13 protein-coding genes are annotated in these 16,516 nt (G+C 63.5%); 8 read left to right on the top strand and 5 right to left on the bottom strand.

From position 1 onward, the window contains the following. The first annotated feature begins 129 nt into the window (after nt 1-129). On the top strand, nt 130-1,578 hold the full coding sequence (locus tag AC1DWT_RS18850) for an aspartate ammonia-lyase (RefSeq protein ID WP_477921814.1): 1,449 nt from the start codon (nt 130-132) through the stop codon (nt 1,576-1,578). Nucleotides 1,579-1,621: 43 nt separating this feature from the next. Continuing rightward, nucleotides 1,622-2,461: an HpcH/HpaI aldolase/citrate lyase family protein gene (locus AC1DWT_RS18845; RefSeq protein ID WP_477921705.1), complete on the top strand. Its 840-nt coding sequence runs from the start codon at nt 1,622-1,624 to the stop codon at nt 2,459-2,461. Here AC1DWT_RS18845 and AC1DWT_RS18840 read toward each other — a convergent pair. Beyond that, nucleotides 2,424-3,998, bottom strand: a complete 1,575-nt coding sequence (locus tag AC1DWT_RS18840; RefSeq protein ID WP_477921703.1) for a PucR family transcriptional regulator — start codon at nt 3,996-3,998, stop codon at nt 2,424-2,426. The genes AC1DWT_RS18845 and AC1DWT_RS18840 overlap by 38 nt on opposite strands. A 163-nt stretch (nt 3,999-4,161) precedes the next feature. Between AC1DWT_RS18840 and AC1DWT_RS18835 the strand changes: the two genes are divergently transcribed. Further along, the gene (locus tag AC1DWT_RS18835) at nt 4,162-5,541 is read left to right on the top strand and encodes an MFS transporter (protein WP_378678679.1); all 1,380 of its coding nucleotides are present in this window, start codon (nt 4,162-4,164) and stop codon (nt 5,539-5,541) included. 37 nt (nt 5,542-5,578) lie between these two features. After that, nucleotides 5,579-6,595 carry an agmatinase gene (gene speB, locus AC1DWT_RS18830; RefSeq protein ID WP_477921702.1) on the top strand — a complete coding sequence of 339 codons (1,017 nt, stop codon included), beginning with the start codon at nt 5,579-5,581 and terminating at the stop codon, nt 6,593-6,595. Between the two features lie 161 nt (nt 6,596-6,756). Here the strand turns inward: speB and AC1DWT_RS18825 are convergent, their stop codons facing one another. After that, nucleotides 6,757-7,605: an SDR family NAD(P)-dependent oxidoreductase gene (locus tag AC1DWT_RS18825; RefSeq protein ID WP_477921701.1), complete on the bottom strand. Its 849-nt coding sequence runs from the start codon at nt 7,603-7,605 to the stop codon at nt 6,757-6,759. 368 nt (nt 7,606-7,973) lie between these two features. Then, nucleotides 7,974-8,585 (bottom strand): TetR/AcrR family transcriptional regulator, encoded by a 612-nt coding sequence (locus AC1DWT_RS18820; RefSeq protein WP_378678658.1) that lies wholly within the window; start codon nt 8,583-8,585, stop codon nt 7,974-7,976. Between the two features lie 285 nt (nt 8,586-8,870). On the opposite strand from AC1DWT_RS18820, the gene AC1DWT_RS18815 reads away from it, so the two are divergent. From AC1DWT_RS18815 to proC, 3 genes are all read left to right on the top strand, one after another. Continuing rightward, entirely contained in the window at nt 8,871-9,671 is an 801-nt protein-coding gene (locus AC1DWT_RS18815) for a class II aldolase/adducin family protein (protein WP_095861900.1), read from the top strand. 108 nt (nt 9,672-9,779) lie between these two features. After that, on the top strand, nt 9,780-11,384 hold the full coding sequence (locus AC1DWT_RS18810) for a class I adenylate-forming enzyme family protein (RefSeq protein ID WP_477921699.1): 1,605 nt from the start codon (nt 9,780-9,782) through the stop codon (nt 11,382-11,384). Nucleotides 11,385-11,431: 47 nt separating this feature from the next. Beyond that, nucleotides 11,432-12,298, top strand: coding sequence for a pyrroline-5-carboxylate reductase (proC, locus tag AC1DWT_RS18805; protein ID WP_477921696.1), 867 nt, complete (start codon nt 11,432-11,434; stop codon nt 12,296-12,298). A 106-nt stretch (nt 12,299-12,404) separates the two neighbouring features. On the opposite strand, the gene AC1DWT_RS18800 is transcribed toward proC, so the two are convergent. Beyond that, complete coding sequence (locus tag AC1DWT_RS18800; protein ID WP_095861903.1) at nt 12,405-13,850, bottom strand: MFS transporter; 1,446 nt, start codon at nt 13,848-13,850, stop codon at nt 12,405-12,407. 146 nt (nt 13,851-13,996) lie between these two features. Here AC1DWT_RS18800 and AC1DWT_RS18795 point away from each other — a divergent pair, with 146 nt between their 5' ends. Further along, on the top strand, nt 13,997-14,782 hold the full coding sequence (locus tag AC1DWT_RS18795) for a flavin reductase family protein (protein WP_477921694.1): 786 nt from the start codon (nt 13,997-13,999) through the stop codon (nt 14,780-14,782). A 190-nt stretch (nt 14,783-14,972) separates the two neighbouring features. On the opposite strand, the gene AC1DWT_RS18790 is transcribed toward AC1DWT_RS18795, so the two are convergent. Continuing rightward, entirely contained in the window at nt 14,973-16,184 is a 1,212-nt protein-coding gene (locus tag AC1DWT_RS18790; RefSeq protein ID WP_477921692.1) for a CaiB/BaiF CoA transferase family protein, read from the bottom strand. Between the last annotated feature and the right edge of the window lie 332 nt (nt 16,185-16,516).

Raw genomic sequence — 16,516 nt, 5'->3', positions numbered from 1 at the left:
AGAACATCTTCCGTCACCAAACCAATATATTGGATGTGGTGTACTGTTCGACGAGCGGCGATCGACGTCATAGACCCTGTCGAGAAGAACGGCGAATAGGTGTTGGTGGAAAAGTTGAGCGAGTGCGATGTGCGGATCGAGCACGACTCGATTGGAGATCTGGCGGTACCGGCGCGGGCGTACTACGGCGTCCACACCACCCGCGCGATGGAGAATTTCGCGATCACCGGGTCAGCGATCGGTCAGTACCCGGCGCTGGTTGCATCGCTGGCGACAGTGAAACAGGCTGCTTGCCAAGCGAACCGAGACCTGGGTCTCATCGATGACCGGCGCGCCGATGCCATTGTCGCCGCGTGCGCGGAGATCCGCGGCGGGGCGCTGTTCGACCAGTTTCCGATCGACCCGATCCAGGGCGGAGCGGGTACCTCGTCGAACATGAACGCCAACGAGGTCATTGCGAATCGTGCTCTCGAGATCCTGGGGTTCGGACGCGGCGCCTACACCGAACTCGACCCCCTCACTCATGTGAACCTGGGGCAGTCCACCAACGACGTGTATCCGACCGCGATCAAGCTGGCGCTGGTCGAGCATCTCCGGCGGTTGATCGCGTCGCTCGGCCGGCTCGCGGAGTCGTTCGAGCGCAAGTCGATCGAATTCGACGACATCGTCAAGATGGGTCGCACCCAACTGCAGGACGCGGTACCGATGACCCTGGGGCAGGAGTTCGCGGCCTACTCGATCATGTTGAACGAGGACTGCGCCCGGCTCTCCGAGGGAGCGCTTCTGCTGTTGGAATCCAACCTCGGTGGCACCGCCATCGGTACCGGGATCAACGGCCATCCCGAGTACTCCGCGCTCGCCTGCAACTATTTGCGTGAGTTGACCGGTGAACCGGTCGTCCCGGCAGGCAATCTCATCGAGGCCACCCAGGATTGCGGAGCATTCGTCCAGGTCTCCGGCATCCTCAAACGTGTCGCCGTGAAACTGTCCAAGACGTGCAACGATCTGCGGCTCACGTCCTCAGGGCCGACGGCGGGGCTCGGCGAGATCAATCTGCCTCCGGCCCAGGCCGGTTCGTCGATCATGCCCGGCAAGGTCAACCCGGTCATCCCCGAAATGGTCAACCAGGTCGCGTTCGAGGTGATCGGGAACGATCTGACGGTCACGATGGCCGCCGAGGGTGGGCAACTTCAGCTCAACGCGTTCGAACCCGTGATCGTCTACAGCTTGCTGCGCTCGACGACGCACCTGGCCGCGGCAGCGGACACCCTGGCTGTGAAGTGCGTCGACGGGATCACCGCCAACCGCGACCACCTCGAGAGGGGGGTGCGGCGCTCGATCGGCATCGTCACCGCGCTCTCGCCGTTCATCGGGTACACCGCCAGCGCGGACATCGCCAAGCGGGCCCTGGCGACCGGCGCCTACGTCGGCGACCTCGCCGTCGACGACGGTCTGCTCACCCAGGCGCAGGTCGACGACATCCTGTCGCCCCGTCGGCTCGCCGGCCTGCTCACCGCGCCCACCGTGGACCGCGAATTCGCCGCGCTCGACCCCGTCACCGGTGTCGCCGCGCACTGATCGACGCATCCCACCCCGCACTATCGAGAGAAACGAGAATCGGATGACCCTCACATCTCCGGCACAGGCCGTCGCAGTCCCCGCGACACATGCGCGCTCCTGGCTCCTGGTCGCGGGCTCGCGCCCGGAAGAGTTCGCCGCAGCCACGAACTCGGCGGCCGACGCAGTCATCTTCGACCTCGAGGACGGCGTCGTTCCGGCCTCGAAAACGCGGGCCCGCGACCATGTGGCCGGCTTCCTCGCCGGTGGGGGTGCTGGGTGGGTGCGCATCAACAATGTCACCACCGCGGACTGGGCCGATGATCTGGACGCGATCCGCGGGCTCCCCGGCCTGCGCGGCGTGATGCTCGCCAAGACCGAATCCGCGGACCACGTCGACCGCACGGCCGCCGAGCTGCCGCAGACGCCGATCCTCGCCCTGGTCGAATCGGCGCGGGGCGTGGAGTTCGCCTTCGACATCGCCTCGGCGGACTCGACGACCCGAATAGCGTTCGGCACCGGCGACTTCCGCCGGGACACCGGCGCGGGCGATGCCCCCGACGCATTGGCGTACGCGCGGGGGCGACTCGTCGTCGCCAGCCGCGCCGCCGGGATCTCCGGTCCCATCGACGGCCCGTGCCTGACAGGCGAACCCGATCTCACCGACGCCCTGGCCGTCACCAGGACGATGGGCATGACCGGCAAGCTCTGCATGCGTGCCGGTGACACGGCGACCGTCAATCGTGAACTGTCCCCGCAACACACCGACGTGGCATGGGCCACCGAGGTCATCGCACAACTCGGCGCACAGGGCGAGAACGTCGCCGACGGTAGCGACCTCCCCAAACTCGCTCGCGCCTTGCGAATCACCCACCTGGCCGACGTCTTCTCGGTGTCGGCCTGAGATTGTCGTCCGTCGACTCCGACCAGTCCCGGTCGCGGGTGTAGAGCAGTTCCGCAGCGCGCACGGCGAGCCAGAGCTCGGACAGTGAATTGGTGTCCGCCAGGTCGCGGGACGTCAGCGCCTCGACCTTGCGGATGCGGTACATGACGGTCTGCCGGTGAATGTGCATCGCCTGCGCGGTCTGCTGCCACGACCGCTGGTTCTGCAGGAACGCGTCGAGTGTTTCGACGAGTCTCGAGTTGTGCTGTTCGTCGTAGTCCAGAACCGGGCGCAGGATCCTGTCCACCAGGGTTTGTGCGTCGGCCACGCTCGACAGCCCGACCCACGGGACGGCGCTGCCGTATCGGGAAACGATCGTCTCGCGTCGTTCGGCGATCGACAGTGCCCACAGGGCCTCCCGGGCCGCATCCTGAAAACGTGCGAGGGACCCGAGGGTTCGGCTGATGCCGATGCGGGCGGTCGGGCCCAGCGCGCGGGACAGCACGGAGTCGGTGTCCGGGCCGTCCGGCACCAGGACGTGCGCGGTACCCATGCGCACCAGGCACAGATACGGAAGGGTGTGCCGCCACAGCGAATTGTGCAGTTCGAGCATCCGTTCCGGCTCTTCGCTGCGCGCCGCCACCAACACGGCGGACTCGGGTTTCAAGCCGAGATCGGCGAGCTGGGCGGTGACCCCGGCGATATCCATGCGTCCTTCGAGCATCTGGGTGAGAAGCCCTGAACCGTAACGGCGTTCGTGTTCGAGCATCAACTGTGTCTGGGACAGTTCGATGGCGACCACGGTGGCAGCGTGCTGGAGTTGGATCGGGTCGACGCCGACCCGTGGATCGCTCAGCGTGACGAGTGCGGCGCCCGCGTGGCGGGGGATGTCGGTGAGCATCGCCGCCCGGTCGCCGACCGACGGAAGTCCGTACGCGCCGCCCGCCACGTTCTTCGACGCCTCGGACAACGCCACCACGGCGTCGCTGATCGTCGGGTCCAGCGGGGTCGTGCCCGGAAACCAGGGCTCCCCGGTGGCGCGGTCGCACACCTGAATCTCGCAACCCAGTTCGCGCGCGAGTGCAGACAGAAGGTCGGCGGGCGCGGCGCCGCGGGCGGTGTGCCTGCGGATCAGGTCGTAGATCCGGACGGTGCGAGCGAGGCGATGCGACTGGTCGACGAGGGTGGCTTCGGCCACCGACCGGGAAATGGCGACGAAGGGGAGGGGGTACCGGATCCACAGGACCGGGAAGCCCAGTTCGTCGCTGGTGCGTGTGAATGCCGCCGTCAGGCGCGGGCAGTACATGTTCTCGCCGATGCCCAGCCCGGCTACTCCGGCGTCCGCGAGGTGCCGGACCAGGTCGGCCTGCTCCTTCGCCGACTTCGGGAACGACATGCCGTTGGTCATCAGGAACTCGCCGCCGGTGACCCATCGCCACGGTTCGGGCAGGTCGGAGGTGTGGGTCCAGGAGACCTCGCGACCGAGACCGGACGCCCCGGAATACACCTCCAGGCGCAGGTGCGGGATCTCGACCAGCTCGCCGACGGTGACAGCCACGGAGCCTCCTCTGCGTCAATGCCCAATCACGTTTGTGCGATCGAATAAAGCGTAACCACCGGTTTTGCGCATTGGCTACTCGTGCTGCGCCGGAACGGCCAGGCAGTCTGTGTTGGACGTCACAACCGGCAGCACCCGCACTTGATCCAGTCCAGGAGCCCCAATGACTAGTACCGGTCATCTCATAGACGATGCACCGTTGACCTCCTTCCACAAGAAGCTGACAGCGTTCTCCTCCGGCGGGCCGTTCATCGACGGCTTCGCGTTGTCGATCATCGGCGTCGCGCTGATCACCCTCGAACCGGCCATGGATCTCAGTGCCACCGAGATCGGTCTCATCGGCGCGGCCAGTCTGGTCGGTATCTTCGTCGGCGGCGGTGTGTTCGGGTACGTGACGGACAAGATCGGCCGGCACGTCATGTACATCGCCGACCTCGTCGCGCTCGCCGTGTTCTCCGTCCTCTCCGCGTTCTGCGGTGAGGCCTGGCAGGTCATCCTGCTGCGGTTCCTGCTGGGTGTCGCCATCGGCGCCGACTATCCGATCGCCACGTCGCTGCTCGCCGAGTTCCTGCCGAAACGGCAGCGTGGCCGACTGCTGGGTGCCATGTTCGTGGTGTGGGCCGTCGGCGCCGCGGCCGCGTACGTGGTCGGTTTCTTCGCGAGAGGCCTCGGACCCGACGCGTGGCGCTTCCTGCTGGCGAGCCCGGCGATCTTCGCGATCATCACGCTGCTCGCCCGGATGGGCACCCCGGAGTCTCCCCGCTGGCTGATGAGCAAGGGGCGGATGGCGGAGGCCGACGCGTCCATCAAGCGCGTCTTCGGCGAGCAGTACGGCGTCGCCGACCTTCCCGAGGAACCCGTCGTCAGCACGTCCTTCTTCCGGGTGTTCCAGAAGCCCTACCTGCGACGCACCATCTTCGTGGCGATCTTCTGGACGGCCCAGGTGATCCCGCTGTTCGCGGTGTACACGTTCGCCCCCGACCTTCTCGAGTCCTTCGGGCTGTACGGCGACGCCAACCTGTACGGCGGCTCGCTCCTCATCGCGATCCTGTTCGTGGTCGGCGGCATACCCGGACTGTGGCTGGTCGAGAAGATCGGCCGCCGGAAGTTGCTGATCGGGTCGTTCGCGATCATCGTCGTCGCCCTCGCCGTGCCCGCGCTGATTCCCGACGTCTCGGCGAAGATCTTCTTCCTCGCACTCGCGGTGTTCGCCATCAGCTCGGGTGCCTCGAGCTTCCTCGAGGTGGTCTACCCGAACGAGTTGTTCCCCACCGAGGTTCGGGCCACCGCGGTCGGTATGGGCACGGCGATCAGCCGCATCGGCTCTGCCGCAGGCACCTATCTGATGCCGATGGCGCTGGTGACGTTCGGAGCCAGCGGGGCGTTGATGATCGGCGCGGTGGTCACCCTGGTCGGACTCGTCGCCTCCATTTTCCTCGCACCGGAGACCCGCGGCGCGTCGCTGTCGGACACCGCGTCGAAAACCGAATCAGAAGTAGAGAAGTCCGCCGATCCCGACCCGGCGCCCGTGACCCGCGCCTGACCTGACAAGAACCTTCCCGAGTACAGGAGAGACAGCCATGCCCCAGCCCAGAGAATCCCTCGTCGGTGCACTGCCCGCAACCCAGGTTCCCCGCTACGCCGGCAAGGGCACGTTCGCCCGCATCGCCGACATCCACGAGGTCGACGACTACGACATCGCGATCCTCGGTGTCCCCTTCGACGGCGGCACGTCGTACCGGCCCGGCGCCCGGTTCGGCCCCATGGCCGTCCGGCAGGCGGCGCGTGCGCTGCGCCCCGGCTATCACGTCGAACTCGGCGTCGCACCGCTCGAAGAAGTGCAGGTCGTCGACGCCGGTGACGTGACAGTGACGCCGTACGACATCGGCGAGGCCTGCCGGCAGATCGAGGCACACGCCGCCGAGATTCTCGGCGGCGGCGACCGCAAGATCGTCTCGATCGGCGGCGACCACACGATCGCCCTGCCGAATCTGCGGGCGCTGCACGCCAAGCACGGACCGATTGCCCTGGTGCACTTCGACGCTCACCTCGACACCTGGGACACCTATTTCAACGCACCGGTGACGCACGGGACGATCTTCCGGCGCGCGTTCGAAGAGGGTCTTCTGGTCGAGGACCACTCCATCCACGTCGGAATCCGCGGTCCGATCTACGACCAGGCCGACCTGAACGACGACGCGCGGATGGGATTCCKGATCATCCGCGCGGGCGATCTGGACGTGATGGGCATCGAGGCGGCCGTCGACGTGGTCCGCCGGCGCGTCGGGGACGTCCCGGTGTACGTGTCGATCGACATCGACGTCCTCGACCCCGCATTCGCCCCCGGAACCGGCACGCCGGAAGCAGGTGGCCTGACATCCCGCGAACTGCTCCGGATGCTGCGCCAGCTGACCGGGCTCAACGTCGTCGGCGCCGACGTCGTCGAGGTGGCCCCGGCCTATGATCACGCCGAAATCACCTGTGTCGCAGCCGCTACCGTGGTATTCGACCTCGTGTCGCTCATGGTCGCGGGTTCACAGCGCGACACCGTGTCCGCGGCGGCCGAAGCCATCGGCGCATCGGTGCCGAGTTACTGAGCGTCCCGAAGAGCGGCGCCCCGGAGACGGGGCGCCGCTTCGTGGCGTTGGTGCGGGGTGCACGGACGACCCCGGTGATCGTGCCCTTCTGCGACGGGTGGAGGATCGAAGGTGTTTCTGCGCGCCAGTTCTGGAACCACGATCACGCCGTTTGGCATGTCTCACRCACTGGACTGGCCGGTCTTCTCTGCGCCCATACCTGAGAACCCCACTGAGTAACCACCGTCCACTGGCATCACTACTCCAGTCATGTAAGAGGATTCATCGCTTGCCAAGAACAGCGCAGCAGCGGCGATCTCATCAGATAGACCCCAACGATCCATAGGGATTCCCGCGACTCGGGATGTGCCTGCCGGCGGAGTTGGGAACAGTCGGGCGTGCGGCACAAGGCCCGTCCAGATCGTGCCGGGGCACACTGCATTCACCCGGATGTTGTCGTCGGCGTAGTCGAGTGCGGCGGCCTTCGTGAGCTGGTTGACGCCCGCCTTCGCCGCGCTGTACACGCCATGATGCTTCCAGCCGACGACCGCCGTTGCCGATGAGATATTGACAATCGATCCGCCGCCGGACTCCCGCATGGAAAGGATGCCGTACTTCATGCAGAAGAAGACCCCTCTGAGGTTGACTCCATGAACACGGTCCCAATTCTCTGTGGTCTGCTCGTGCAGTGGCATCAGTCCGCCGCCGAATCCCGCGTTGTTCACAAGGATGTCGATCCGGCCGTATTCTTCCTCGGCCGTCGCGATGAATCGTCGAACATCCGCTTCCTCACTGACATCTGCTTGAACCCCGACGGCCGCGGTACCGATCTCGTCGGCGACGTCGATGCCATTCCGGCTGATGCTTACGCAGACGACCTTCGCTCCTTCGCTGGCGAATCGATGTGCCATGGCCTTTCCGATGCCCGAACCCGCGCCGGTGATGACTGCGACCCTGTCCTCTAAACGCATTCGCATTTTCCCTCCTGCGCTGCGGACTTCGCCGGTGCGCATGTTGACTTCATCGGTCATTCCACAGCGACGTCCGCATCTCGTCGCTCATTGTTCGACGGAGGCTTTTCTCGACCTGAGAGTCGGCGAACCACCCTCAATCGGGCTTGCTCGTCATCTCTTCCGTGTTCATGGCCTCAGAACAGCGTCTCCGGCACGTGCGTCGCTCGGCAGGTTTAATGTATCGTCCGGTCGAAAATTCCGCTAGATTGCGGCCGTGGTGAATGTGAAAGGGTCCGAAGTGTCAGTGGGCGGAGGACATCTCGCTTCACTCCAGCCTGGGGTACCGCTCCGGCAGTGGGGATTTGCCGGTAGGTGCCTGGGTCTGCCGGCAGAACCCGTATCGCATGGGGCATTCGCGGGCGGATGCGGACGTGCTGCTCGTCTCTTCACTCGGGCTCGAGGCCAGCCAACACGAGGCGGACGTGTTCACGGACGGCATCGTCATCGAGCGGCCTGTGGCCGACGACAAGGCGGAAGTAGAGGGGTGCATAGAGCAAGTCGAGTACGACATCAGGGTCGGCAGGTCGGATCTGTCCGGCGTCGATAGCTGCGCGCACAATATCCAGCCCGTGGCGTCGCCGTTCGTTGATGTAGCCGTCGCGGAAGGCTTGCGCAATCTCGGGATCGAACTGTCCCGCGGCGATAAGGGCGGCCATCGCGGTGCCTGTGGCGCCGCGGAAGGACTCGGCCATCTGCAGCAGTCGGTCCTCGACCTGATCGAGTTGGAAGTTGTCCGGGTACGGCAACACGTCCCCCGATTCGCGAAGAAAGGCCGACATTATGACCGCGGCTCGGTTCGGCCACCACTTGTAGATGGTTACCTTACTGACGCCGGCTTTCGCGGCGATGGCCTCGACTGTCGCGGCCTCCAGGCCCTGCTCCAGTAGCAGCTGATAGGCCGCGTCGAGGATCGCTGCTTCGGCACGCGGACCGTTCTGGGTTCGCCGTGGGCGCGTGGTCCCAGGTTTGGTCGACTCGGCTTCTGTCGGAGTTGGCATAGGGGCACCTCACTGCATCGTCTGAACGCACAGTTCAGTTCAATTGTCCGCCCGCCACCGTAGACGGCCGGTCGTAGATCGTCTATTTGCTCGCGCGGCCCTGACCGGCTCATTGCATGAATGGCCGTCCGTCTGTCCGGATGCTTCTGTGCGCCTCTATCGCTGTTCTCCGCCTGTCGGGTGTTGACATAGAGCCATCCGCCTCCAACAATGAAGGCCACTGTTATGAACTGAACGTTCAGTTCTATTATAAGTTCGGACAGACCTCCCGAAAGAAGAGCGCCAATGTCTACTGCCCCCGATCCGGAGTACTCCTCCTTCGAATTGCCAGTCACTCGAAGGGAAGACAACGGCCCGATCTCGGATGCAGAGCTCGCCGTCCGCTGCGACCTGGCCGCCGCTTACCGACTCTGTGCACTATTCGGCTGGGACGACCTGATCTACACCCACATCTCAGCTCGCGTACCAGGGCCGGAGCATCATTTCCTTGTCAACCCTCTCGGCCTCGGCTTCGACGAGGTCACCGCCTCGAACCTGGTCAAGATCGACCTCGACGGCAACGTCATCGGTGACAGTCCGCACCGGCCAAACGCTGCCGGCTTCGTCATCCACGGTGCGATCCACGGCGCGCGGGAAGACGCTCAGTGTGTGATGCACCTACACACTGAAGCGGGCATGGCCTTGTCCACCTTCGAGAACGGACTGCTGCCGCTAACCCAGCACGCGATGCGCTTCCACGGTCGTCTCGGATATCACGACTACGAAGGCATTGCGCTCAGCTCGGACGAGCAGCAGCGATTCATCACCGACCTCGGCGACAATATTGGTCTGATCCTGCGCAACCACGGCACCCTCACGGTTGGACGCAGTGTGGGACATGCGTTCACCGAAACCTACTATCTGGACAAGTCCGCTCGGACCCAGCTACTCGCACTGTCCACAGGCAGGCCCCTGATCATTCCTCCAACGGAGGTAATCGAACTGACCGTCCGGCAGTGGCTCAATGATCTCGGCACCTCCAACGACCGGGAATGGCCGTCTCTGCTGCGCAAGCTCGACCGCACCGACCCGTCCTACCGGGATTGAGGCGGGTGTTGTGAATCTCGAGGACAGAGTGCTGAACCCGATGGCGGGCACCGTAGGCGTCGGGCTTTCCGTGGCGCTTGCGAGTAACCGGCTGACCGGAGCCGACTCGTGAGAGGTCAGAGTCTCCGCCGAACGTTCAACGAGCACTGGGAAGCTGCCGTCGCCGACCACGGCGACCAACCGTTCCTGGTGTTTCACGACGACACGGACACAACGACGTATTCATACCGAGACTTCGATCAGATCGTTGCAGAGACCGGGGGCACCCTCTGCCGGCACGGGGTCCGGCGAGGCTCTGCAGTACACGTCGCCCTGCGAAACAGTCCCGCGTTCGTGGCGCTCTGGCTCGCAACCGCGCGACTCGGTGCCTTCCTGGTGCCGGTTGACCCAGCCTCTGCAGTACGCGATATCGCCAGCCAGATTCGACGGACCCAACCCACGGTGGGGGTATGTGCCCGATCCCGGGCGGAGACGTACCGGGCTGGGGCACAGGGAATGGTCCCCACAATTCTCGAGATGGACGAAACGACCTCCGACGTATCGCCTGACGGGCCACTTGTCGCTGACCAACCGGTCACCGTGGCAACCTGTGACATCGCACTATTCGATCGACTCGCGGTGATGTTCACGTCAGGCACAACCTCCGAGCCGAAGGGCGTAAGCCTCACCCAGGAGAACTACAGCACGGTCGGAGAAGTCATGGCTGCTGCCGTCGGTCTCCGTCCAGATCACCGCTGGCTGGTGGCACTGCCGCTCTTCCACGCCAACGCTCAGTACTACTGTTTTGCCCCTGCCATCGTGACCGGAGCGAGTGTCGCACTGACCCGAACCTTCTCGGCCTCGCGCTGGGTTCATCAAGCACACGAATTGGGGGCCACCCACGCCAGCCTGTTCGCCGCACCCATTCGTATGATTCTCGCTCGATGCGGCATCGATCGTCCGCCACTGCATCTCGAACACGTGTGGTTCGCCCAGAGCCTCGGCCGTGAGCACTATGAGCATTTCGCCGAGCTCGTGGGTTGCCGTCCTCGCCAGCTCTACGGCATGACGGAGACGGTTGCCGCGGTGACCGGCGACACCAGTGTCCCCTTGCGTCATGACGTCATCGGGGAACCGTTAGGCAGTCGTGTGGTGGACGTTGTCGATGCCGAAGATGGCCAACCGACTCCACCCGGCACGCCGGGAAAGCTCCGCGTACGGGGAGTGCGGGGTTCTGACCTCTTTCAGTGCTATTTGGACGACCAGGAGACGACGAACCGCGCCTTCACCGATCTCCCGGACGGCACGAGCTGGTTCGACACCGGCGACCTCGTGGTAGCCGATCCGGACAGCGGTATGTACCAGTTCGTGGGTCGTGCCGACGACGTCATCAAGGTATCTGGCGAAAACGTCAGTCTTACCGAGGTGGAGTCAATAGTCGCGCAGGCGCCGGGAGTATTGGAGGCCGCCGTGATCGCGCAACCAGACCCCATCCGCGATCATGTTCCTGTGGCGTACGTGGTGCCGCGGGACAGCACGCAACCACCAGATGTCGATGCCCTGGAACAATGGGCGATCGGCAACTTGGCGCCTGCAGCGAGGCCGCGATCGTGGCACGTCATCGATGAACTCCCACGCACCAGTGTCGGCAAGGTTCGGCGGTTCCGAATTGCCGTGGGCACTGCGAGTGTTCATCCGGTTGTCGACCTCGTGGGGCGGACACCTGACCGTTGAGGAAGCTTCTGGACAGTGGGTGCCCGAGACAGTTTGTGGCACAACCCATGTCGTGTGAACATTCTTGGGTGAGAGTTACCGTCATTGGTGTCGGCCGGATAGGCGAGGCACTCGTAGCAGGACTGTGTCGAGCGGGGATGCCCGCCGAATCGATCACCGTCATCGGTCGCAGCGTGGAACGGACATTCGAGGTCGCGCGTAGGCACGGGGTCCGAGTAACCGATCTGCGCGATCTTCCCGACGAATGTGACGTCCTGGTCGTGGCGGTGAAGCCGCAGCAGATCGAGGAGGTGCTGACCGGCCTCGGGTCAGCGTTGCGCGGCTCGACTATTCGCCCTGTCGTGCTGTCGGTGGTGGCCGGGGTGGCTACCAAGCGGATCGAGCAATTTCTTCCCTCGGTGATGCCGGTGGTACGCGCGATGCCGAACACGCCGATGACGGTGGGCGCGGCGGTCACCGCGATCGCGCGTGGCGCCGCAGCAACCGAACACGATTTGAGGCTTGTCGAGTCCGTGCTGGAATCGGTCGGTGAGGTACTGCGCGTTTCCGAGGACCAGCTCGATGCCGTCACCGCAGTCTCCGGATCGGGTCCTGCGTACGTGTTCCTCGTCGCGGAGATGATGATCGACGCCGCAATGGCACTGGGACTGGACCGGGATACGGCAGGCCGGTTGGTGACCGGAACGTTGGCCGGTTCAGCCGCGATGCTAGGTATCGGTGATGTCGACCTGGTCGAATTACGGGCAGCCGTGACATCGCCTGCGGGGACAACTGCCGCGGCGTTGGAGGTCTTCGAAGGATCCGAGATTCGACGGACTTTTCAGGAAGCACTGACAGCTGCACGTGACCGTTCCCTCGCATTGTCCGACATGGTGCGACCGCCCCTGACTCGGATCTCTGTCGACCAGAACTGAGTGACGGGAGCGGCGCACCATCGCGGGCGCCGCCCTATGAGTCCCGCATACGATTCTCCTGATCCGGTGCGCATTTGTTACTGATGCGGCACGTCACTCGTCCCCTTCAGTTCGCGCGGGCCAAGGAAGTCTTGCTCTCCCCGACAACTTTGCGGGCGGGCGTACGAATGAGGAGCGCGAGAAGTAGAGCGGCAAGGCTGCATACGCCGATGAGAGCGAAGACCTGCAGATAGGCGCTTTCCGTGCTGAAGTTTGTTCCCGGAACGACGGACATGCTCAGAATCATCGTGGAGATCGAGGTTCCGATCCCGGCGAAGGCTTGGCGGGCAACCGCGTTGACGCCGGTGGCTTCGCTGGTGTTCTCCGCCGGAACGGCTTCGACGACGAGGTTCGGCAGCGACGAGAGTATGAATGACGTGGCCATCGTCAGGAACAACGCAGCGACGATCATGCCCGCGACGGTCGTATGAAGCACCGAGAGGGCGACCGCCCCGAGCATGGCGAAAACGGTGCCGATAATCAACGCTCGCCGGGACCCAGCACGTGCAGACACCCAACCGCTGACCGGTGAGAACAGGAACCCCACGATTGCCGTGCAGAATGCCAGCGCACCCGCTGCGGTTGGGCTGAGACCCAGACCGACGGGCGCGGTTGTCGGATTCTGCATGATGAGCGGGAGAAGGAAACCCGTCGAACCCATCGTGCCGATCGCAAGAAAGGCGGTCGCAAACATCGTCAGCATGAGATTCCGATGGAAGAACAGACGTAAATTGATCATCGGAGAGTCGATACGAAGCTCCCACCAAGCCCACAGCCCGAACAATGCGATTCCGGCGAGGATGGTACCGATCGTCCGGCTGTCCATCCACGTCCACGACTTGGAGTTGGTAATACCGAAAAGCACCAATGCAATTGCCGGCGCGAACAGTACGGCGCCGATCCAATCGATGCGCGCGACCTGTGCGACGACCGTCGATCGGGGGAGTGCTGTGCAAGCCGCTGCCGCGAGCAGGGCGACCCCCGTGGCGGCGATGAAGATGTAGTGCCAATCCAATGTGTCGATCAGCGCGCCGGCGATGATGTTTCCGGATGCGCCGGCGAGCATTGCGCTCCCCGCGATTACCGCCACTGCTACTGGGACGCGTTCCTTCGGGAGGTACTCGCGTGCGAGCCCAAAGCACAACGGCAGGATCCCTCCAGCCACGCCTTGAACCGCTCGACCGACGATAACCCCGATGAGCGTTCCTGTTGACACGCTGATGATCGACCCAATTGCCGAGATCAGCAGCAGGAGGATCAGCATTCGGCGGCGTCCGTAGATGTCACCGAGTCTTCCGCATACGGCTGCGGAGGCGGCGGCGGTGAGCAGGAACGCGGTCAACACCCAGCTGACATCAGCAGGAGAGGCGTCGAACGCCGTCATCAACCGCGGAAGTGCGGTGAACATCATCGTCGATTCGAATCCGCTGACTATGTCTGCGAAGAGAAGGATTCCGATGATGACCGAAAGTGGTCGTAGCGGCCGAACGCTGTCGCTGACTTCTGAAGACATCGATACTGACTCTCTCGGACATGCCGGTCACTCTCTTGGATGGACCGGTCGACGACCATGCGGGGACGAAGTGGGTCGAGTAACAAGCAAAGGCAATTGAACGTGTGTGACGGAGGCAACATTAGACCAATCGGTCGAAATATGCAATGAGGCGCCTGACCTCGGAAAATGCCGGGATCTTTGACCCTTGCGCGGGCGTCGGTCGAGTGGTCGTTGCGTTCGGTGGGTGTGCGGTGGTGACCGAGTTGATTTCGACCGTTTCTGCTGCGTCACCCGACTCCCGACGCACGCCCGAACGAGTCTCCAATATATCAGGTCATTCTGATATATTGGAGACTCTTCGGCACTTCTGCCATGCACCTGCGGACGAACGCGTACATCGAAGCCCCAAAGCTGGAAGGACCCTCATGAACTCGCGAGCATTGTCTGATCTCGGCTCAGATCCGAGTATTACCGAAGCCAAACTATTCAAGGATGCAATGGCTTCTTTTCCGAGTGGCGTGACAATCGTGACGACTGTGGACGACCGAGGAGAATGGTGGGGATTCACGGCGTCGTCGTTTTGCTCCGTATCAATGGATCCGCCCCTCGTCCTCTCCTGTCTCGCCAAGACAGCGCAATGTCATACCGCATTCGAGAAAGCATCTCGCTGGAACGTTCACATCATCCATGATCAACAGCAGGATATTGCGGGTCGGTTTGCAACTCGAGGTGCGGACAAATTTGCAGGCGGCACATTTCAGGCCGACCGACACGGAATACCGGTCCTCCCTGACGCGAGCGTTCTCCTCWGGTGCGTGGCTCATGCAAAGTCCGACGGCGGAGACCACACGATTTTGATTGGAAGAGTGGAGGATACTCAACTCAGCCCCCGGGTTCCGACAGTCTACTTCCGCCGGGCGTTCCACGGATTTTCCGACACCTTCGCGTGAGGTAGTCGGGAAGCCCCGCCCCGGCCGGCCGCCGACCGGGGCGACGTCACCGCATCCGGTCGATCGTCAAACGCTTCTGGACGACCTCGGCCCAAGGGCATCCAGTTCGTGACTTCGTGTCGTCGAAGACGGATACACGGTGTTGGTGGCCGGCCGGCGGCGACCCGAACTCATGCTGGGTCGGCGAACACTATATTGTTCCCGCCGCCTTGAGTTTTGCGATCTCATCGGCTTCAAGGCCAAGCCATGATGTGTAGATTGTCTCCGTGTCGGCTCCCAGGTCGCGCCCTAGGTGCTCCACCCTGCCCGGCGTCGCCGACAAGCGAGGTACTGGTCCTTGCACCTGCATGCTGCCCAGGTCGGAATCTGATACGCGGACAAACGTTCCGCGGGCCATGTGATGCTCATCATCGAGCAGTTGCTGTGCGTTATACACCGGTGCCACGGCAACCTGCTCGCGACTGAAGGTCTCCATGACCTCGTCAAATGTGCGGGCCTCTACCCAGTTCGCGACCATTTCATCGATCTCATCGGCGTGTTCGAGCCGCATCTGCGGGTCCGCGAACTCCGGTACGTCGACCAGTTCGGGTCGCCCGATCGCCTTGTAGACGCGCAGCGCGATCGAGGGTGCACTGCCCGACATGACAATCCATCGGTCATCTTTGGTTCGATAGGTGTTGCGCGGAACGGTGATCGCCCACCGATTGCCTTGGCGTGTGGTATTGATTCCGAGTTGATCGTAGGTGAGAACGGACTGCTCGAGCAGTCGCGCGAGGGGCTCGACGAGGTTTACGTCTATCTTCTGTCCACCTCCACCTCGAAGGTCGCGGTGATAGAGCGCAATCATGGTGGCGTAGACAGCGTTGAGAGAGGCGACACCGTCTGCGAGCATGAAGGAGGGGAGAGTCGGCGGGCCTCCGGCTTCACCGGTGGTGTACGCGAAACCGCTCATTGCTTCGCCGAGGGTTCCGAAGCCAGGACGGTCGCTGTCGGGGCCACCCTCGCCGAACGCCGTGATGTGTAGATAAATTAGATGCGGGTGAGTGTGGCGCATCGACTCGTAGTCGAGTCCCCACTTCTCGAGTGTGCTCGGCCTTGTGTTGAAGACAATTACGTCCGCCTCGGCGGCCAGGTCTCGTATCAGCTGTTGCCCTTCGGCGGTACGCAGGTTGGCGGTGGCAGTCTTCTTGTTGCGTGCGACGCTCTTCCACATGAGGCCGATACCGTCCTTGCGGACTCCCCATGCGCGAAGTGCGTCCCCACCTTGGGGTTCTTCGATTTTGACCACTTCCGCGCCGAACTCCGCGAGGTAAGTCGCGACCAATGGCGCTGCGGCGAGCGACGCTGCGTCGATCACGCGAAGGCCCTCGAGCGCCTTCGTGTTGTTCGAGTTCTCAACCATGATTCTCCTCTACATGCGAACGGTGCCCCGAGTGTCGGTCGGTTGGTCTGGACCGACCTGACGCGCACCGTCTGTGACGTGGTCAGTCAACGTTGTTGACGCTATTGAAGTCGATCGGAAATCAGAGATGGGCACACCCCGTGCTCTCGGAAATTACTTCAGCAGCCCTGCGACGACGCCGCAATCGTGGAGTTTTCCGATCTCATGGTCGGCCAAACCGAGTACGTCGGTGAGGATTTCGTCCGTGTGCTCGCCCAGTTGGGGGGCGCGACGTGCGGGGAGTCGTCCCGATTCGGCGAAGTTGAGGGGAGAGGCCGGCATCGGGTACGTTC

This window comes from Rhodococcus sp. P4_B6 (genome assembly GCF_056402215.1).
This window is presented reverse-complemented; position numbering and strand designations above follow the sequence as displayed.